The 20,322-nt window shown below is 35.5% G+C and carries 21 protein-coding genes; 11 read left to right on the top strand and 10 right to left on the bottom strand.

Going from position 1 to position 20,322, the window contains the following annotated elements; genetic code table 11:
* Positions 1-47: 47 nt before the first annotated feature.
* Entirely contained in the window at positions 48-1,187 is a 1,140-nt protein-coding gene (locus FLAVO9AF_RS01395; RefSeq protein ID WP_159683035.1) for a glycosyltransferase, read from the top strand.
* On the opposite strand, the gene FLAVO9AF_RS01390 is transcribed toward FLAVO9AF_RS01395, so the two are convergent.
* From FLAVO9AF_RS01390 to FLAVO9AF_RS01370, 5 genes are read right to left on the bottom strand one after another with little or no spacing between them, the layout of a single operon-like run.
* Positions 1,184-2,398, bottom strand: a complete 1,215-nt coding sequence (locus tag FLAVO9AF_RS01390; protein WP_159683032.1) for an O-antigen translocase — start codon at positions 2,396-2,398, stop codon at positions 1,184-1,186. The genes FLAVO9AF_RS01395 and FLAVO9AF_RS01390 overlap by 4 nt on opposite strands.
* 53 nt (positions 2,399-2,451) lie before the next feature.
* Positions 2,452-2,973 (bottom strand): acyltransferase, encoded by a 522-nt coding sequence (locus FLAVO9AF_RS01385; protein WP_159683029.1) that lies wholly within the window; start codon positions 2,971-2,973, stop codon positions 2,452-2,454.
* Between the two features lie 50 nt (positions 2,974-3,023).
* On the bottom strand, positions 3,024-4,133 hold the full coding sequence (locus tag FLAVO9AF_RS01380) for a DegT/DnrJ/EryC1/StrS aminotransferase family protein (RefSeq protein WP_159683026.1): 1,110 nt from the start codon (positions 4,131-4,133) through the stop codon (positions 3,024-3,026).
* Positions 4,130-5,080, bottom strand: coding sequence for a FemAB family protein (locus tag FLAVO9AF_RS01375; RefSeq protein ID WP_159683023.1), 951 nt, complete (start codon positions 5,078-5,080; stop codon positions 4,130-4,132). The genes FLAVO9AF_RS01380 and FLAVO9AF_RS01375 overlap by 4 nt, the downstream gene beginning before the upstream one ends.
* Before the next feature lie 2 nt (positions 5,081-5,082).
* A complete protein-coding gene (locus tag FLAVO9AF_RS01370) occupies positions 5,083-5,691 on the bottom strand; it encodes a trimeric intracellular cation channel family protein (protein WP_159683020.1) in 609 nt (202 codons plus the stop codon).
* Between the two features lie 156 nt (positions 5,692-5,847).
* On the opposite strand from FLAVO9AF_RS01370, the gene FLAVO9AF_RS01365 reads away from it, so the two are divergent.
* The 8 genes from FLAVO9AF_RS01365 to nudK all read left to right on the top strand — a co-directional run bounded on the left by FLAVO9AF_RS01365 (position 5,848) and on the right by nudK (position 14,198).
* Positions 5,848-6,633, top strand: a complete 786-nt coding sequence (locus FLAVO9AF_RS01365; protein ID WP_159683017.1) for an RNA methyltransferase — start codon at positions 5,848-5,850, stop codon at positions 6,631-6,633.
* A gap of 42 nt (positions 6,634-6,675) precedes the next feature.
* Positions 6,676-7,446, top strand: a complete 771-nt coding sequence (locus tag FLAVO9AF_RS15745) for a serine hydrolase domain-containing protein (protein ID WP_370516439.1) — start codon at positions 6,676-6,678, stop codon at positions 7,444-7,446.
* 23 nt (positions 7,447-7,469) lie between these two features.
* Positions 7,470-8,225 carry a DUF3471 domain-containing protein gene (locus FLAVO9AF_RS15740; protein ID WP_370516438.1) on the top strand — a complete coding sequence of 252 codons (756 nt, stop codon included), beginning with the start codon at positions 7,470-7,472 and terminating at the stop codon, positions 8,223-8,225.
* A gap of 158 nt (positions 8,226-8,383) precedes the next feature.
* Positions 8,384-10,606, top strand: coding sequence for a bifunctional (p)ppGpp synthetase/guanosine-3',5'-bis(diphosphate) 3'-pyrophosphohydrolase (locus tag FLAVO9AF_RS01355; protein ID WP_159683014.1), 2,223 nt, complete (start codon positions 8,384-8,386; stop codon positions 10,604-10,606).
* Between the two features lie 82 nt (positions 10,607-10,688).
* On the top strand, positions 10,689-11,147 hold the full coding sequence (locus FLAVO9AF_RS01350; protein ID WP_159683011.1) for a Fur family transcriptional regulator: 459 nt from the start codon (positions 10,689-10,691) through the stop codon (positions 11,145-11,147).
* 73 nt (positions 11,148-11,220) lie between these two features.
* Positions 11,221-12,492 carry an adenylosuccinate synthase gene (locus FLAVO9AF_RS01345; protein ID WP_159683008.1) on the top strand — a complete coding sequence of 424 codons (1,272 nt, stop codon included), beginning with the start codon at positions 11,221-11,223 and terminating at the stop codon, positions 12,490-12,492.
* A gap of 56 nt (positions 12,493-12,548) precedes the next feature.
* Positions 12,549-13,562, top strand: a complete 1,014-nt coding sequence (locus FLAVO9AF_RS01340) for a cellulase family glycosylhydrolase (RefSeq protein WP_159683005.1) — start codon at positions 12,549-12,551, stop codon at positions 13,560-13,562.
* Positions 13,563-13,568: 6 nt separating this feature from the next.
* Positions 13,569-14,198 carry a GDP-mannose pyrophosphatase NudK gene (gene nudK, locus FLAVO9AF_RS01335; RefSeq protein ID WP_159683002.1) on the top strand — a complete coding sequence of 210 codons (630 nt, stop codon included), beginning with the start codon at positions 13,569-13,571 and terminating at the stop codon, positions 14,196-14,198.
* A gap of 135 nt (positions 14,199-14,333) precedes the next feature.
* Here the strand turns inward: nudK and FLAVO9AF_RS01330 are convergent, their stop codons facing one another.
* Entirely contained in the window at positions 14,334-15,245 is a 912-nt protein-coding gene (locus FLAVO9AF_RS01330; protein WP_159682999.1) for an AEC family transporter, read from the bottom strand.
* A gap of 38 nt (positions 15,246-15,283) precedes the next feature.
* Positions 15,284-15,481: a hypothetical protein gene (locus FLAVO9AF_RS01325; protein ID WP_159682995.1), complete on the bottom strand. Its 198-nt coding sequence runs from the start codon at positions 15,479-15,481 to the stop codon at positions 15,284-15,286.
* A gap of 102 nt (positions 15,482-15,583) precedes the next feature.
* Here FLAVO9AF_RS01325 and meaB point away from each other — a divergent pair, with 102 nt between their 5' ends.
* On the top strand, positions 15,584-16,672 hold the full coding sequence (meaB, locus tag FLAVO9AF_RS01320; protein WP_159682990.1) for a methylmalonyl Co-A mutase-associated GTPase MeaB: 1,089 nt from the start codon (positions 15,584-15,586) through the stop codon (positions 16,670-16,672).
* A gap of 85 nt (positions 16,673-16,757) precedes the next feature.
* Positions 16,758-18,686: an LTA synthase family protein gene (locus FLAVO9AF_RS01315; RefSeq protein WP_159682966.1), complete on the top strand. Its 1,929-nt coding sequence runs from the start codon at positions 16,758-16,760 to the stop codon at positions 18,684-18,686.
* 85 nt (positions 18,687-18,771) lie between these two features.
* Here the strand turns inward: FLAVO9AF_RS01315 and FLAVO9AF_RS01310 are convergent, their stop codons facing one another.
* From FLAVO9AF_RS01310 to FLAVO9AF_RS01300, 3 genes are all read right to left on the bottom strand, one after another.
* Positions 18,772-19,029 (bottom strand): hypothetical protein, encoded by a 258-nt coding sequence (locus FLAVO9AF_RS01310; RefSeq protein ID WP_159682959.1) that lies wholly within the window; start codon positions 19,027-19,029, stop codon positions 18,772-18,774.
* A 9-nt stretch (positions 19,030-19,038) separates the two neighbouring features.
* Positions 19,039-19,269 (bottom strand): hypothetical protein, encoded by a 231-nt coding sequence (locus FLAVO9AF_RS01305; RefSeq protein WP_024982332.1) that lies wholly within the window; start codon positions 19,267-19,269, stop codon positions 19,039-19,041.
* Positions 19,270-19,410: 141 nt separating this feature from the next.
* Complete coding sequence (locus FLAVO9AF_RS01300) at positions 19,411-20,316, bottom strand: prohibitin family protein (protein ID WP_159682952.1); 906 nt, start codon at positions 20,314-20,316, stop codon at positions 19,411-19,413.
* Positions 20,317-20,322: the final 6 nt, after the last annotated feature.

Genomic DNA, 20,322 nt, shown 5'->3' with positions numbered 1-20,322 from the left:
CAATTTGTTCTTACATTTACACAAATATAGAAAAATAGGGTTTGTAAATGAAAATACTTTTGATTGGGGAATACAGCAGGTTGCACAATTCTTTAAAAGAAGGCTTGGTAGCATTGGGCCATGAAGTCATACTTGTAGCCTCGGGAGATGCTTTCAAAAACTTCCCTTCTGATTATTCGTTTCGAGCCCAAATCATCAATAGCAATTGGTTTTTTAAGAAAACAAGAAACCTAATTTACAGTTTAACTCGAATTGAAATTGAACAGATAGAACACGCGATTCGTTTTTACCTTTTACTTCCAAAACTTGATAAATTTGACCATGTGCAACTCATTAACTCAGATGCATTAGAAACTTTTCCTTGGGTTTCGAGATTTCTATATCGCAAGTTATTTCAAAATGTAAAAAGTCGAAGTTTACTCATTTGCGGTGACGAAACGCCAGTCATTGAATATTTGCTAAAAAAAGAATTATCGTATTCTATTTTGACTCCTTTTTTTGAAGATGCTACACTCAAAAATCATTTTTATTACCCTTTAAAATACACGAAACCATCTTACAGAAAAACCTTCGAATGGTTAGCACAAAATTGTCAATCGATGACGAGTTCCGATATGGATTATAAAATCCCTATGGAACGAATGGGATTCAATGCGCCCTTGATTCCTAATCCAGTCAATTGTGAAAAAATTCCTTTTGAATCCATAAGCAATCTTGAACCCATTGTGATTTTCTTAGGCATTAATCGAGGCAGTTACATTAAAAAAGGGATTCGCTATTTTGAAGAAGCATTGACTGAAATAGAAAAAATATACGGTAATAAAGTTACTATCTCTGTTTGCGAAAATCAACCCTATGAAACCTACATCAGCCTGTACAATAAAGGACATATCGTATTGGACCAGATTTATGCTATGGACCAAGGATATAACGCTTTAGAAGCTATGGCAAAAGGAAAAGTAGTTTTTACAGGTGCAAGCGAGGCATTCACAAATTATTATGGTTTAAATGAAAATGTAGCTATTCACGCCTTACCAGACAAAGATTACCTAGTTCAACAATTATCCTATCTGATTGAAAACCCAAGCAAAATAAAGGAAATAGGAAAACGAGCAAGGGGATTTATAGAGAAAGAACATCATTATGTAAAAATCGCAAAACAATATCTTGCGGCTTGGAAACTTTAAATCTTCGGTAAAAAGAGTTTTCTAAACACTATCAAAACTAAAATAAAACCTAAAGCACTCGCACAACAATACGCTTGAATCGCTCCCTCATATCCCTGAGTTTTTATCCAAAAGAATGACAGCAATAAATAGCTCACATTAAAAGCAATTTCAAGGAAAAAATAAACTTTAAGTCGCGCTTTGACCAAAATTTGATACCCAAAGGCTAAGGTTATTATTTTAAAAAAATCACCTATAAACTGCCATATCAAAACCGATTTAATTTTCAAGAATTCAGTAGTAAAAATTAGTTCTAAAACCCATTCTTTTACAAAAAACAAAACGAGTAACATTATCAAAAACAAAGGAACAAAGGTCGAAAAATACCCCATAAGTTCTTGCTTAAATTCGGATTCGGTTTGTAACGAAGCTAGTTTGGGCATATAATACAATGACAATCCAGCGTTAAAAAAATGCATATAAAAACTGGATAATTTGGTGGTAGCTTCCCATAAACCAGCTTCAGGTAACGAATATCCAGCTGTGATGGTATTACGAATTAAAAGCAAAGTTAAAGGAACAATTATAGCCGACAGCAAAGCCATTGCCGAAAACTTTTGAATGGAAATTATATATTCTTTTTTTATTAAAAACCGAAAATTAAATTGAAAAAAGCGTTTGTCTTTTACGACAAAAACAAAAGTAGCAATCACCATCAGTAGTTCACTTAAAGCAATCGCCCAAATAGCACCATCAATGGAATGAAAATAAATTAAACTTATTGTTACTATAAAAACCAAAAAAGAAGAAACCAATTGTATTAAAACAATAGTTTTAAATTGTTCAAAACCATTATAAATGGCTAACCAAAATGTAGTAAGCAATACCAAAGGCAAAGACAAACCCACTATTCGGATTGGAGTAGTCCATTGGCTTGAATCGAACAATAGCTGCGAAATACCCTCTGCAAAAAAGAAAACCCCAATGGCCAATAAAGAAGAAATAATTAAAAAAACGGATAGAAAAGTAGCATACAATTCCGAAAGTGCTGTCTTATTTTCTTTGTTTTCAGCCACCAATTTGACTAGTGAAGTGCTAATCCCAAGAGTTGCAACGGATTTTAACATCGCACCCAAGTTTCTAAAATTACCTAGTAAAGCCATTCCAGAAGGCCCCAAGAAAACAGCGACCACCTTGTTCGAGATAAATCCCAACACAAAAGTGACTCCCATTGAAAAGGAATTTAGAGTTAACACTCTAAGCAACGTATTTTCTCTTAGGATTTTCAATGTGGCAACATTCTAATTATTCGTGCAGGATTACCGGCAACAATTGTATTTTTTGGCACATCCCGAGTCACTATAGTTCCATTTCCTACCACTGCATTTTCTCCCACAGTTACTCCTTTAAGAATGGTTACGTTCGAACCAATAAAGACATTATTTTCTATGACAACAGCTTGTCCAGAAGGCGGCTGATTTCTCCTATTAAATGCTAGCTCATGTCCATCATTGTCCATAATAGAACAATTGACTCCAATTAGTACATCATTACCAATAGTAACTTTAGCATAAGTCACAATCGAGAATCCATTGTTTATGGCAACATTTGAGCCGATTACAATCTCTGATTCTCTGTATCTGGCTTCTAAGTAGGTGTAATGAGAATAAAAATTAGGAGAAGAAATAACCCCAATTTGTACATTTTCTCCAAATGAAATCTTTCCTTCGCCTTTTAACAATAAAGGATGATGCATTATAGGTTTTCCGGAAACTTTTTTACAATCTGACAATAATTTGTATTTCATGATACGTAGGCTCACAAAACAAAACACTTTTATTTTAGAAAAAACGCTCATTAATATTCGTTTAAGGCGTTAATAATAGTACTAACTTCTTCGTCCTCAAGAGCTGGATTTAGTGGAATACTCAAAACCTCCTTATGCATTTTCTCAGTGATAGGAAACGAGAGCGAATTCATATTTCCTAAAGCCTTTTGCTTGTGCGGTGGAATGGGATAATGAATCGCTGTTTCAATACCGTGTTGTTGCAAATAAGCTTGCAATTCAGTTCTTTTGTGTGTTCGAATCACAAACAAATGGAAAACGTGATTTTTAGAAAAATCCCAAAATGGTAAGATGATTTTATCGTTTTTAATTTCGGTCAAATAGCGTTTGGCAATAGTTCTTCGCTTTTCGTTATCTGCATCTAAGTTGGATAATTTTAGGTTCAAAAAAGCAGCTTGAATTTCGTCCAATCTAGAATTAACACCAATAAACTCATTCTGATATTTTGATTCGGAACCATAATTACGCAGGGATTGTATCACTTTCGCCAATGGAGCATCATTAGTAACAACTGCTCCTCCATCACCCAAAGCACCTAAATTTTTACTCGGATAAAAACTGTAGGCAACAGCCCAGATTCTGGTTTTGGAATTTGGAATTTCAAAACTGGAATTTCTTGCAATCCCGTGAGCCTGAGCCGCATCTTCAATAACTAATAAATCATTTTGTTCAGCAATTTTGTGAATACGCTCCATTTCTGCTAACTGTCCGTATAAATGAACCGCCAAAATAGCCTTGGTTTTTGAAGTTATCTTTTCTGGAATCAAATCAGGGTTAATGTTGTAAGTTTCTAATTTGGGTTCTACTAAAACAGGAACCAAATCAGCAGCTAGAATAGCTAAAATACTTGCTATATAAGTATTGGCTGGTACAATAACTTCATCCCCTTTTTGCAATTTTCCTAATTGAATATAGGCTTTAAAAATCAAAGTCAAAGCATCCAAACCATTGCCCACACCCACACAATGTTCCGACTTACAATAGTTTGCAAAATTAGTTTCGAACGTTTCTACTTCTTTACCTAAAATATACCAGCCTCTTTCTAAAACTGATTTCAATGTATCTTGAAATGCCGTTTCATACCGTTCATTTATTCTTTTTAAGTCTAGAAATCGTATCATACTAGCTTGATTTTGTAAAAATCTTGATTCCATACCGTGCAACCCAATTCTTCTTTTTGCTGCAATAAGCCGCTATGAAATCCTTTTTCGCCAGAGTCATTTACAATTCCCATATCAAAAAAAAGTTTGCCTCTTTTTTGAAAAATATCTAGTAAAGAAATGAATAAAAAATCCAAAGCACGGTATTTTTCACCTTTTTTAGAAGTGGCACCGTATTGCGATTTCACTCCGTTTTCAAATTCAAAAATGGTGATTCCTGCAACAATTTTATCCTCTAAATACGCCGAAAATTGTTTGATATTTTGAGGAAATCTCTCGTGAAGCAATTGAATTTCAGTCAGGCTATGAACTGGTTTTGCAGCATATTTTTCTACTAATCTTGGCTCAAGAATTTTTTCCCAAAAAGGTTGAAAATTGGTTTCTTCTACCACCCGCAATCCCAATAATTCTGTTCGTCTAAAATGTTTCAATTTACTTTTAGAAATTGGAATTTCTTGATGCAATTGCGCTACCATATTCATTTCTTTTCGGTAAAGTTGCGCTCCTTTTTTCATCAAAAAAAAGTCAATCGCTGCGTTTCCTTGTCCTAGATAAAATGAAGGAATTGGGTGCAAATAAAAATGTTCTATCCGCTTGCTCTTGAAAAAATCAAACACCAAATCCAAAATCGTTTCTATCTTTTCTATTTTTAATTTGGAAGAATAAACCAATCCGCCATAAGTTAATCCTTGATGTGAATACACCTTATCTCCTACTCTATTGGCTGGCAAGACTGCAACCAATTTAACTTTATCAAATACTAACAGTGAAAAATCCTCAAAACGTTCTTTATGGTACTCCATAAAATCCCTATGAAACAAAAATGTAGCATTTTTAGCGGCACTCACAAAGGTGTTCCAAAGCTCATAATCGCTTTCTTGATAAGGCCTTATACTATAATTCTTCACGTTTACTTCAATTTTAAATCTAATGTTGGCAACGACCAATTGAACTTGACCACCAACAACCGAACAATGATAATCACTAAAGTGGTTACTAAATGAGTGATGTCATTTGAAAAGTCACCTTCTTTCATAAGAAAAAATACAATACCACCTAAAATACAAATAGTAGCATAAATCTCTTTTCTGAAAATAACTGGAATTTCATTACACAAAATATCCCGAATGACCCCTCCAAAACAAGCCGTCATTGTTCCCAAAGCAGTACAAATGATAGGATGCAAACCGATGCTAACCCCTTTTTCCAAACCAATAAGAGTAAAAACACCTAAGCCAATAGTATCGAATAAAAACAAGGATTTGCGCAACTTATCAAATTTTTTTCTGAATAGAATCGCCAAAATATAGCCAATGAAAATCACGTAAACATAATTGAGATTGAGCATCCAACCCACGGGAGTTTTACCAATAAGCACGTCTCTTAAAGTACCGCCGCCAACCGCCGTGACAAAGGCAATAATCAATATCCCAAAAGGGTCCAATCTTTTGTTCATTGCCGTAAGTGCTCCCGATAAAGCAAAAGCCATAGTCCCAATAATATCTAGTAAATAAAACATGTTGCTCTTATTCGTTTACTCTTAAACAATGTTGTTTCTTTTTGAAGAAAACAAAATTAAAGAAATACTTATTAAATAAATGCAGTATTCTTTAAATATCCCAATTCAAGTTTAATCTAAGTAATACTCTGTGTATATTTGTCATTAAAAAAAAGCTTGAAACAAATTACTTCCATACAGAATCCGTATATCAAATCCTTGGTTTTATTACAAGAAAAGGCCAAAGCTCGCAAACAAACCGGCACTTTCTTGATTGAAGGACAACGAGAAATTAGCATTGCCATAAAAGGCGGATACGAAATTGAAACCTTATTATTTGTTCCCGAAATTTGTTCAGAAAGCCAAACCAAACAATTGGCTTCTAATGCTGAACTAATAGAAATTACTTCGGCCGTTTATGAAAAGCTAGCCTACAGAGATTCTACAGAAGGTGTCTTGGCTGTAGCCAAAACCAAATCGACATTGTTATCGGATTTAAAACTCTCCGAAAACCCATTGATTCTAGTGGCAGAAGCTCCTGAAAAACCAGGCAACATTGGCGCCTTATTGCGAACTGCGGACGCAGCTAATTTGGATGCTGTAATCATTGCCAACCCCAAAAGTGATTTATACAACCCAAACATCGTTCGTTCGAGCGTGGGCTGTTTGTTTACCAACCAAATCGCTACTGGAAGCACAGCGGAAATTATTGCTTTTTTGAAAGCAAAAAATATCAGTTTTTATTGTGCTACTTTACAAAACTCAAATAGCTATCATCTTGAAGATTATACCCCGCCAACCGCTCTAGTTGTTGGAACAGAAGCTACAGGTTTGACGGAAGAATGGCGCGATGCGGCCACACAAAATATTATTATCCCGATGCAAGGCGAAATTGATTCGATGAACGTTTCGGTAGCGGCGGCTATTTTGATTTTCGAAGCCAAAAGACAAAGAGGATTTTAAAAAAATATTGATTGATTATTGAACAACACAACACTTAAAAAAATGAAAAAATATTATTTTTCGCTGCTCTTACTTTCTGTATTTAGTTTCAGCACTTTTGCTCAAATTACACCAGAGCAAATCGACCAAGTAACCGAGAAAGCCATTCAAACCTTTAATGTGCCTGGGATTGCCGTAGCGGTAGTAAAAGATGGCAAAGTAATTCATTCCAAAGGATATGGTGTAAAATCAATTTTGACCAAAGAAAAAGTGGATGGCAACACCTTATTCGGGATTGCTTCCAATAGTAAAGCCTTTACCACAGCCGCATTAGCGATGCTTATTGAAGAAGGAAAGCTACAATGGGACGATAAAGTAATTCAGTATTTGCCCAATTTCAAAATGTACAATGACTATGTTACCAGCGAATTTACCATTCGAGATTTAGTAACACATCGAAGTGGTTTAGGACTTGGTGCGGGTGATTTAATGATTTGGCCTGATGGAAGTGATTTTACTTCAAAAGATATAATCGAAAATCTACAGTACTTAAAACCTGTTTCTGGCTTTAGAACCAAATTTGATTACGACAATCTTTTGTACATCGTGGCTGGTGAAATTATTCACAAAGTAAGTCAGCTTTCTTGGGCTGATTTTGTAGAGCAACGTATGATGAAACCACTTGAGATGAACTATAGTGTAGCCTCATACAAAAGGTTAAAAGATACTACAAACGTCATTGCTCCACACGTTCCTGTAAACGGTCAATTAAAAGTAATCAAGCCTTATACCAACCAACTTTTTGATGGAGCGCAGGTATTTATTCTAGCGTAAATGACTTGAGTAAATGGGTACTTTTGCAACTCAACAAAGGAAAATACGGGCCAGAAAACAAAGCTTTATTCTCTGAAGCGCAGCAAAATGAAATGTGGCAATTGCAAACCATCATTCCAGCAGCCACTCGCCCACCTTACAACACTCACTTCAATGGTTACGGATTGGGGTGGTTTTTGAATGATGTTAAAGGATTCAAACAAGTTTCGCACACAGGAGGTTTAGAAGGAAATGTCACTCAAGTAACACTACTTCCTGAACTACAATTAGGGATAGTTGTTCTGACCAATCAACAAGAAGGTGCCGCTTTTACAGCGATAACCAATACGATTAAGGATAGTTATTTAGGTATTTCTGCTCAAGATTATGTAACACTGTATCATAATCGAATCAAAGCCAATGTCGCTACTGCCGACAAAGTAACCGAGGAAGTTTGGGCAACTGTAGCCAAAAACAAAAAAGACAAAGTAAAAACTGACTGGAAATCTATTATTGGAACCTACAAAGACAATTGGTTTGGTACCATTGAACTTTCAGAAAAGAAAGGAAAAATTTATTTTCAATCGAAACGCTCTCCACAATTAGCTGGCGAAGTTTTCTTTTATAAATCAGGTAATCTAGTGGTGAAATGGAACAATGCTTTTTTCAATGCTGATGCGCATTTATTCCTAGAAAATGATGCTTCAGGAAAAACGATTGGCATCAAGATGAAACCAATTTCAGACTTAACTGATTTCAGTTATGATTTTCAAGACCTAGATTTCAAAAGGGTCAATTAGTCGCCATCAAAATATTTTTATTTTTGTCCGATAAAAAATGATTGTATTTTTTTATCGGACAAATTACTTTTAAAAGCTCTTAAATAAACTTTATAAGTCAATTTCGCCTTGCAAAAATGGGATTTATTGCTTAGTTTTAGAAATTGAACCATGCCGTTATGACAGAATTAGAAATAGAGAAAGAAAACAAAGCGATTGCGCAAGAATACAAAGAATTATTGCGCATTAGTTACCAAACCTTAACAACTACCGACAAAAAGCTAATTCGAAAAGCTTTTGATGTAGCTGTGGATGCTCACAAAGACCAACGAAGAAAATCGGGAGAAGCATATATTTTTCACCCCATTGCTGTGGCCAAAATTGTAGCCTCTGAAATTGGTTTGGGTGCCACCTCTATCGCTGCCGCATTGCTTCATGATGTTGTGGAAGATACTCCAATTACCGTTGAAGATATTGAAAAGCTTTTTAATCCAAAAGTAGCACAATTGGTCGAGGGACTTACCAAAATATCTTTAGTTCAAAAAGATTTAAATGCTTCTCTGCAAGCGGAGAATTTCAGAAAAATGATACTGACCTTGAACGATGATGTTCGGGTAATTTTAATAAAACTTGCCGATCGATTGCACAACATGCAAACTATGGATTCGATGCGTGAGGACAAGCAAACCAAAATCGCCTCCGAAACTTTATACATTTATGCGCCTTTGGCTCACCGATTGGGCTTATACAATATCAAAATAAAACTAGAAGATTTAGGATTAAAATACACAGAACCTGAAATTTACAACGAAATTGTAAGCAAAATCAAAGAAACCAAAGAAGAACAAGATGCTTATATCAAAGATATCTCAGATGTACTGAAAAACTCTTTAGATCAAGAAGGGATTGAATATCTTATCAAAGGAAGGCCCAAATCTATTTATTCTATTCGTAGAAAAATGAAGGCTCAAAACGTAAGTTTTGACGAAGTCTATGACAAGTTTGCATTGCGTATTGTGTATAAAGCACAACCCAATGAAGAGAAATTTTTGGCATGGAAAATCTATTCGATAGTAACCGATCACTACAGACCCAGCCCAAGCCGTTTGAGAGATTGGATTTCGTCTCCAAAATCTACGGGTTACGAAGCGCTTCACATTACGGTCATGGGACCAAGAGGGCGCTGGGTTGAAGTACAAGTTCGAAGCGAACGCATGGATGAAATTGCAGAAAAAGGGTATGCAGCACACTACAAGTATAAAAATGGCGCTACCGAAGAAAGCGGTTTAGACGTTTGGTTGAATTTACTTAGAGAAGCTTTAGAAAATTCTGAGACGAATGCGGTAGATTTTGTCGAAGATTTCAAAATGAATTTGTACTCAAAAGAAATTTTTGTGTTCACCCCAAAAGGAGAAATCAAATCATTACCAAAAGGTGCTACTTCGTTAGATTTCGCCTTCAGCATTCACTCTGAACTAGGAATAAGAACCAGAGGAACACGCGTTAATGGTAAACTAGTTCCACTAAATTATGAACTCAAAAGTGGGGACCAAATTGATGTAATCACCTCACAATATCAAAAACCAACTGCCAACTGGTTGGATTATGTGACTACTTCAAGAGCCAAAACAAAAATTAAAAACGTTCTCAACGAAAACACCAAAAAAATTGGCGAAGAAGGAAAAGAAATTCTTACCCGTAAGTTAAAACACCTCAAAATCAACCTGAACGAATCTGTTACAAATGAGTTGGTGAATTTCTTTAAGCTCAAAACTAGTTTGGATTTATATTACAGAGTTGGAATTGGTGCAATTGAAAATCAGCAATTGAAAGATTTTGCAGCGAAGAAAAGCAATACCATAATCAATTTCTTCAAGAACAAAATCAAACGTAATCAAAAAAATACGGCTGATGTTGATATCCACAAACCTGAGATTAACAACAATTATGATTTACTAGTTTTTGGAACAGAACATGACAAACTAGACTATAAACTAGCCCCGTGTTGTAACCCGATTCCAGGAGATGATGTTTTTGGTTTTGTTACGATTAATGAAGGCATAAAAGTGCATAAAAAAGATTGTCCAAATGCTATAGGTATGCAATCCAACTATGCTTATAGAATTATGAGTGCCAAATGGATTGACTCTACACAAGAAGAATTTAAGGCACTACTCGATATTACCGGTATGGATGTCCTTGGATTGACCAACCAACTCACGAAAGTGATTTCAAACAATATGCATGTCAACATTCAGAGTATCTCTTTGAGCACTAATGCTGGACTTTTTCACGGTCAAGTAGCAGTAGTGGTTCAAAACAATACTATTTTGAAAAAAATGATTAATAACATTAAAAAAATTGACGGAATAGAAAAAGTCACTAGAGTTTACAATACCTAAAACTGTTTTGATTTATAATTAATCACAAACTTTAAAACTAGGGCCTTTAATCTTTAAACAAAATAATTTATCTTTGCCAGATATGACACTCATCTCCACAGAAAACAATAAAAATCAAGAAATTGTAAAAAATGTTTTTACGATGTATCTTGAAAATAAAGGACACAGAAAAACGCCTGAACGTTATGCTATCCTTCAGGAAATTTACGATAGTGAAGAACATTTTGATATCGAAAATTTGTATATCAAAATGAAAAACAAAAACTACCGTGTGAGTAGAGCCACTTTATACAATACTATAGAATTACTTTTAGATTGTGCTTTGGTGCGCAAACATCAGTTTGGACAAAATCAAGCGCATTACGAAAAATCGTATTTCGACAAACAACACGATCACATTATTATGACCGACACAGGAGAAGTAATAGAGTTTTGTGATCCAAGAATTCAATCAATCAAAAAAACAATCGAAGAAATTTTTGACATAGAAATCACGAACCATTCGCTGTATTTGTATGGTAACAAAAAGAAAACAGAATAACATAAAAAATAAAAAAATTGGGCAACTTATAAGTTGTCCAATTACATTTAATTAACAACAAATAATACAGATAATGACCGTAGATTTATTATTAGGATTACAATGGGGGGATGAAGGAAAAGGAAAAATTGTAGACGTACTTACCTCTAATTATGATATCATTGCCCGTTTTCAAGGAGGACCAAATGCTGGACACACACTAGAATTTGACGGAATCAAACACGTTTTGAGAACCATTCCTTCTGGTATTTTTCATAAAAACTCTGTAAACATTATAGGAAATGGTGTAGTGATTGATCCTGTTGTTTTTCAAAAAGAAATTGAAGGTTTAGAAAAATTTAATTTAGACATAAAATCTAAGTTAATCATATCTAGAAAAGCACATTTAATTTTACCAACTCACCGCTTACTAGATGCAGCATCTGAAGCATCAAAAGGAAAAGCAAAAATTGGTTCTACTTTGAAAGGAATTGGTCCAACATATATGGACAAAACAGGTAGAAACGGTCTTAGAGTTGGAGATATCGAGTTAGAAGATTTCGCAGATCGTTACAGAGCACTAGCTGACAAACACGAAGAAATGATTAAGTTCTATGATGTAGCTATTCAATACAACTTGGCTGAAATGGAAACTGAATTTTTTGAAGCTATTCAAGAATTAAAAAAATTAGATTTTATTGATAGTGAAGAATATTTACACCAAGCGCAAAAAGCAGGAAAATCTATTTTGTGCGAAGGTGCTCAAGGTTCTCTATTAGATGTTGATTTTGGAACCTATCCATTTGTAACTTCATCTAATACAACAGCTGCTGGGGCTTGTACAGGTTTAGGTATTGCTCCGAACAAAATCAAAGAAGTGTACGGAATTTTCAAAGCTTATGTTACTCGTGTAGGTAGTGGACCATTCCCTACTGAATTGTTTGACGAAGTTGGTGCAACAATGGCAAAAATTGGTAATGAATTTGGATCTGTAACTGGAAGACAAAGACGTTGTGGTTGGTTGGATTTAGTAGCATTAAAATATGCTGTTCAAGTAAACGGTGTAACCCAATTGATGATGATGAAAGGTGATGTACTTTCTGGTTTTGATACTTTAAAAGTTTGTACTGCATATCAATACAAAGGACAAGAAATTGCGCATTTCCCATACAATATTGAGCCTGAAAATGTAACTCCTGTTTACCAAGAATTCAAAGGATGGGCACAAGATTTGACTGGAATGACTACTTATGAGGAATTACCAAAAGAATTGAAAGAATACATTGAATTTATAGAAAAAGAGGTTGAAGTACCGATAAAAATAGTTTCTGTTGGACCAGACAGAAAGCAAACTATTTTAAAATAACAACGAACGCTCTGAGATTTTCAGAGCGTTTTTTATTCTATCTCAATTTTTGCAATATGAAGAAAAATAAAATTTTAGTATTTCTGATTTTTATGATTATTTTTTCTTGTAAAAAAGATGATATAGAAACAAATACAGTTAGTACTACAAAATACAGTATTGCTGGAACCAAGCTTCTTTTGAATCAGTATCCAATACAACTTATTGGTGCAAATGCTTTTCATGTATTTGGGGTAGGAAGTACTGATATGAATGCTTGGAAAATAGATATAATTAGAGAATTCATAGGCAATACAAAGGAGACACCACTAACTGGTAGCCCAATAAAAGATGCAACAGGAGCATATCTATATTCACTCGAAAAAATCATAGCAGATAATAGGGTAAATAAACGAGTTACTATTATTTGCGCTTTTGGTTGGGATGGCACCCAAAACACCGCTTTTACTGGGAAAAGTCCACAACAAACCAATTGGTGGAATGAATACAAGACCCGATTAAAAGAATGGGCTACTTACCTTAAAGACCAGCCCGATGTATGGATTGAAGTATGGAATGAACCCTACAGATACGACAGAACTGATGGCTATACCGACCAAGTTTGGCTACAAGACATGAATGAATTAGTAGCAATTATTAGGTCTACAGGAAATAAAAATATTGTCCTTGTGCCTTGTGCGGAACAAGGACAAGACGAAAGTGTGTTATTAAATAAAGGCAATGAATTTCTTAACGGAAAATCCAATATCTTATTTGATATTCATGCGTATGAAAAATGGCTTTTGGATAGCAATAGTTCAATTGAAAATCGGTTGAATCAATTGAGAAATAAAAACATTCCGATAATTATAGGAGAAACTGCACCTATGAATGCGGGAGTTTTAATGAATCCAAAGCCTTTTCTGGATCTTGTTTATGAAAAAGGACTATCAGTTTGTGCTTGGGTTTGGAAAAAAGAAGCCAATGATAAAGATGCACTATTGACCGAAAATGGACTAGTTAACGACAATAACAATAATAATTGGGGAACAACATTCAAAGAGTTAACCAATAGAAGTAGAAAACCATAAAAAGCTATGTCAAATCCGAAATACAAAATACAAAAGACCGAATTACTATCCGACAATTGGTATATTTTGAACAGGGTCACTGTTGATTATCAAAAAAAGGATGGTACATGGGATACTCAAAAACGAGAGGTGTACGACAGAGGCAACGGAGCCGCCATTTTATTGTACAACATTCACAAGGGAACTGTGGTCTTGACGCGTCAATTTCGATTGCCGACTTATATGAACGGTAACCCAACTGGGATGCTAACTGAGGTATGTGCTGGTTTACTTGACGAAGATGACCCAGTCGCTTGTATTATTCGTGAAACCGAGGAGGAAACGGGTTATCGCCTTTCGTCTGTGCAAAAAGTGTTTGAGTCCTATATGTCACCTGGAGCTGTGACTGAAATTTTATATTTTTTTGTTGGCGAATACGATGTTAGTATGAAAGTTAGTAGTGGCGGTGGATTGGACCAAGAACACGAAGAGATTGATGTTATTGAAATTCCGTTTGAACAAGCCTATTTAATGATTGAAACAGGCGAAATTAAAGACGCCAAAACAATTATGCTATTGCAATATGCCAAAATCAACCAACTGATTCCAAATGCAACAAGGCTGGCTGATGATTATAGTAATGAACAATTTTGCTAATTCAAAAGCCCTTTGCTCCTGACTAGCCCCGATAGGAACGGCATCCTCCTGACTTGTGACCGAACAAGGCAGGAGATATAGTGGATAGCGGGAAACCTACCTCCTGAAAAAGCCAACTGTTTCGCTCCTAAAACATCAAATATTTTGCACTAAAAAGTACCAAAAAAGAAGGGTAAAAAAGGAAATAGGAATCCCAAAACCTACCATCATACTACATAATCTTGGCTTTAATCCGTAGCTAGCGGCCAAAATACAACCCGTTATCATAGGTGCCATAGCGGATTCTAACAGCGCTACTTGAATGACCTCTGAACGTTGCTCCAAGATCACGACATACAACAAAAAAAGAAACGCTGGAGCGATAAGTAATTTATAAAAAAGTCCAAGTCGCAAAAAAGACCAATGCTTGCTTTTGCTATCAAATTGCAACTGCAATCCCACCGAAAGCAGTGCTAGAGGTGTTACGCCTGCGCCAATTATTTTGAGTCCTTGCTGAAAAAAAGTGGGGAATTCGCATTCGAAAGTATTCATCAAGCACGCGATGACAAAGGTTATAAAAGGCGGAAAAAAAGCTATTTTTTTCACTATTTGCAGCCCGCTTGTTTGCCCTTTGGAATACAAAGTTGCGACCAATATTCCTAAAGTAGACAGTACTACAAACGATCCCGGCTGATCGACTAAGATGGCGGTTTTCATTCCGCTTTCGCCATAGAGCGCAGTAATTATGGGAAATCCGAGAAAGGAGGTATTGCTGAGACCGCTACAAATGATTAAGCAGCCAGTGAGTTTTCGAGACCAGCCAAAATGTTTCCCAAGAAGCGCAAACACTAACCAAGATAAGAGAAAAATAATCCAAGCGACTAAAATTGGATACAACAATTGAGCATTCCATTGGATTTTTGGAATGTAATACAAGGCCAAAGCTGGAAGACAGATTTGAATAACAATCCAGTTGAGGATTTTAGGGGTATTTTTTGGGATAGCTGCAACGCGTTGAAGCACTGTACCAAGTACCAAAAAAACAACAATAAGAATAAAATTAATCATAAGGCTTGTTTATAAATGATTTTACAAACAAACATAATTTAGTCTTTATAATTCACTATTCTTACAAGGAGTGCTAATCCTATAAACGTTTTCGAAAACAATCCAGTATAACTTCCTAAATTATATGCTGTAGAATTTAAATTATTCCAATCAAAATGAAACAATTGACTGGCACCTTTAACAAAAAGGCCTAAGGCTAAAGAAGCAATTAAAATTAAATAAAATTTGTTATTCATTATGACACTTAATTTTAGTTTCTCAAAAATACAATTAAAAAAATTTCAATAACAATAAAAATCATAAGTTTTATTTAATTTTACTCTCAAAACAATTTTATCTTGGCCAATACGAATCCAAAAAAATCAGCGCTTCACGAAATTCCGGGTATTGCTTCACCCGAAAGTGTTAGTGCTGTAGCGGCTAACACCATTCAATCGTTTCGAAAAAAAACACCAACTCCTACGGAATTAGTTCAAGGGATTTTGGCTGGTAATATTACCGCTTTGAGCCGTGCCATTACGCTAGTGGAAAGCACTAACCCTAAGCATTTGAGTCAAGCCAACGAAGTCATCAATTCGTGTTTGTCGCACGTAAAAGAATCCGTTAGAATAGGTATTACAGGAGTTCCCGGTGTTGGTAAAAGTACTTTTATAGAAGCTTTTGGAAAACACTTAACGAGTTTAGGCAGAAAAGTGGCTGTTCTCGCCGTCGACCCTAGCAGCACCATTTCGCACGGAAGTATTTTGGGCGACAAAACCCGAATGGAAGAATTGGTGAAAGATAAAAATGCTTTTATTCGACCTTCGGCATCTGGGGAAACCTTGGGCGGTGTGGCTCGAAAAACTAGAGAAACCATTACTTTGTGCGAAGCTTTTGGTTTCGACACCATTATTATTGAAACGGTAGGTGTTGGTCAAAGCGAAACTGCGGTACACAGTATGGTCGACTTTTTTTTATTGCTGAAAATTGCGGGAGCTGGCGATGAATTACAAGGCATCAAACGCGGTATTATGGAAATGGCCGATGCGATAGTCATCAACAAAGCGGATGGCGACAATATTCGAAAATCAAATCTGGCAAAAGTGGAATTCAACCGTGCTTTGCATCTCTTCCCGACGAAAAAATCGGGTTGGACGCCTACTACAACTACTTGCAGTGCTATAACAAAAGAAGGAATTCCAGCCATTTGGGAAACTATTTTAAGCTACATAGGAACCACTCAAGCTAATCAGTATTTTTTTGAAAAAAGAGCTGCACAAAACCAGTATTGGATGCTCGAAACCATCAATGAATATTTGAAAAACCATTTTTACAATCATCCAGAAATAGTTCCGCTATTAGAAAAAAACAAAGAAGCCGTAGCTCAAAATGCCCTTTCTCCATTTGCTGCTGCACAGGTTATTTTGGATACATACTTCAAAAAATAATTTTTTTTTCCTTCTGTTTATGCATACAAAATCATTAAAATCTTTCACTAAATAGTAATTTTACGCTACTAAATTTTAATTTCTCTTGAAAAAAATAGCCCACTTACGACCAATTATAAACTTTTTGTTACTTGGTTTATGCATCACTACGCTAAGCCGAATCGTTTTATTTTTTCTATTCAAAGAACGTGTAGTTGCCACCGAAAATTACGGGTATCTTTTCCCCATCGGTCTCCGAATGGATTTGATATTATTATGCTACCTTTCGCTACTTCCAGCCGTATTGATTAGTGTCTTTCCAGAAAAATGGGTACTCAAAATTCAGTCATTTTTGACGGTGTACTTTATCTTTTTTCTCAGTTTATTGCTGTTCTTTGAATTGGCAACACCAAATTTCATCGCACAATACGACACGCGACCTAACCAACTTTTTATTGAGTATTTGATTTACCCAAAAGAAGTCATTGGGATGTTATACAAAGGCTATATGCCTTCGATTTTAGCTACTATCGTTTTTTTATCGGCCTTTATTTATGCATTAATTCGGTTTAGAAAACACCTTTTCGGAGTTGGAAATACGTCTTACAAAACCAAATTACTCTTGTTTCCTTTGGTCGCCTTTTTGTTGTTTTTTGGTGCGCGTTCTAGTTTGACTTCCAAAAGACCGATAAATGCTAGCAACGCCATTTTCTCTACCGACCAGTTAACGAATTGTTTGGGATTGAACTCCTTTTACACGCTTGGTTTTGCTGTATATTCTTTAAAGAATGAAGGAAACTCCGATAAGATGTACGGAAAAATGAAACCCGAAGAAGCCATTCCTCGCGTAAAAAAATATATGGATGCAAAACCAGAAGATTTTGTCGATGCCAACTTTCCTTTATTACACAAAAGCAAATCAGATACGATACTACAAAAGCCTTACAATATTGTTATTATTTTGGAAGAAAGCTTAGGCGCCGAATATGTGGGAAGTTTGGGTGGATTGCCTCTAACACCAGAATTTGATAAATTAACCAAAGAAGGAACACTTTTTACCAATATGTACTCGACAGGCACTAGAAGTGTACGCGGGATTGAAGCCGTTGTCACTGGTTTTCTGCCTTCTCCATCAGAAAGTGTGGTCAAGCTGAATAACTCTCAAAAAGACTTTTATACCATCGCTAGTTTATTGAAAGCAAGAGGATATGATACCAGTTTTATTTATGGCGGAATGGCCAACTTTGATAATATGGGTGCTTTTTTTAACGGAAACGGCTTTAGTACCATCATTGACGAACCACAATACGACCCTAAAACTAGTGCTTTTCACGGCACTTGGGGTTGGTCCGATGAAGATGTAATGGTCAAAGCCAATGCGTATTTCAAAACACTAAAAGACAAACCTTTTGTGTCGTTGGTTTTCTCCTCTTCGAATCACGAACCATTTGAGTTTCCTGATGGCAGAATTCAGTTGTACGAAAAGCCTAAAAACACCGTACATAATGCGATGAAATATGCCGATTATGCTATTGGGAAGTTTTTTGCATTAGCCAAAAAAGAGGCCTATTACAAAAACACCATTTTCTTGGTCATTGCCGACCACAATACTAGAACTTACGGAAAACATTTAGTACCTATTCATAAATTTCATATACCCGCTTTGTTGATTGGTCCCAACATTCCAAAAAATACCAAATATGAAAAATTGTGTAGCCAAATTGACATCCAACCTACCACATTGAGTAAAATTGGAATGAATGTTATCACGCCAATGCCGGGTCGAAATCTGTTCCGTTTGCCTGCTACAACCCAAGGAAGGGCAATTATGCAGTTTCACGATGTGAATGCCTTCCGAGTAGAAGACCAAGTGGTTATTATGCAACCCAACAAAGAACCATTGCAATTTAAAGTTTCAAAAGATACTATCTTTACTCCTGTACCTCTCAACAAAGAACTGGCAAAAGATGCTTTGAGTCAAGTGATTACGGCTTCGTATTTGTATAAAAAGAGTAAATATTCTATCCAGAAATAAAAAAAGGCAGTTAATGGAGTTGTAGTTCCATTAACTGCCGCTATATAATTTACTATTTTAAGTTAATAACTTAGTTTGTACTTTTTTAAGCAGATTCCTTTTCATTGGCTAAAGCTTCTTCATCACAAAACCAATCGTAACAAAACTTAATCACTCCTACTCCAATCCCTATTTGGAGTAATTTTTTGATAATTAATCCATAATTATGTCTGAGGCCATTCAACCAATCAGTAATGGTGTTTCCCGTTACAGGTTTGAAATTTAAATCACCAAAGTCCATTACACCATCGATGATAGCGATAATGGCTATAAAAACGAGCATTATTACAAATAACTTCTTCATAAGGACAGCTTATTCCTCTTCAAATCGTGCTATCTCGCGGTCATAAAACGCATTCGCTTGTTCGATTAAACCTTCCATTTCTGCGTTCAATTCGGCTTCGTCTAGGTCTTCTGGTTCTTCTAAAAACTCCACCTCATCATCTTTAAGATTAATGATAAATCGAGGATAATCCATATGAATGATAAAAATATCGTCTGGAAAGTCGGTATTGTCGCCTAGTAAAAATTTTGGTAATTCCATTTCTATTTGTTGTTTATTGTTTGTTGTCTATTGACTCTATTTTACTTCAAAGCTAAGCAAAGCGTATAACTTTTTGCAAATTTAAGCATTCAGTTCGTAACAGCTAACCGATTAAACAAATAACCGATTAACCTCAAAAAACTATTTATCCGAAAGAATCACTGGCGCACTTCCTTTTCCCATAAAAATAATTTTAGTGTTCGGTGAAGTGGCAATTTCTTTCTGTGCTTTAATTTGTTCGTATTGCAATTGTTTGTCTGTTAACCCTAAAGAAATGATACGTTGGTAATCTGCGATACCTTGTGCTTCTACCCTTTTACGTTCCGCTTCTTGCTTTTCTTTTTGCAAAACAAAGGTCATTTTTTGAGCATCTTGTTCGGCATTAATTTTACTTTCGATGGTTTTCTTTACGGATTCTGGCAAATTGATATTTCGAATCAATAATTGCTCTAACACCAATCCTCTAGATTTAAAATCGGCTTCGATACTTTTGAAAATACGTTGTTGGAATTCATTTCTTTTGGTCGAATACAAAGCCACTGCATCATAATAAACAGCGTTGTCGCGAATACGGGTTCTCGTCACTGGACGTACAATTTTATCGGTGTAGCTTTCCCCAATTCCTTTTAAAATTTTGGGTGCTTCATTTGGGATTACACGATATAAAACCGTTAAGTCTATGACTACTTCCAAACCGTCATTAGATAATACTCTAATCGCATCATCACCCTCTTGAGCCCCTTCACTATGAACAGCTGACATAGTATAGTTTTGTGTTTGTACATCAAAAACAGTAATATCCAAAAGCGGATTAACAACGTGAAGGCCACTTTCTAAAACATCGGGCTGTACACTACCGTAAAGCGATTTTACGCCTACTTTACCCGCGTCGATTTGCTTGAACATCGAAGAAAAAACTCCGATTAGGAGTAATAGAACACCAATAATTTTTAAAAGATTAGAAAATTTAGATAAAGGATTAGCGCTGTTGTTTACCGTAAAACTAACGACTAACAAAATTATTCCGAGAATAATAAATACTATCATTTTTTT

This window comes from Flavobacterium sp. 9R (genome assembly GCF_902506345.1).
GTDB lineage: Bacteria > Bacteroidota > Bacteroidia > Flavobacteriales > Flavobacteriaceae > Flavobacterium.
Note: the sequence above shows the minus strand (reverse complement) of the source record. Positions and strands in the feature narration are given on the sequence as shown.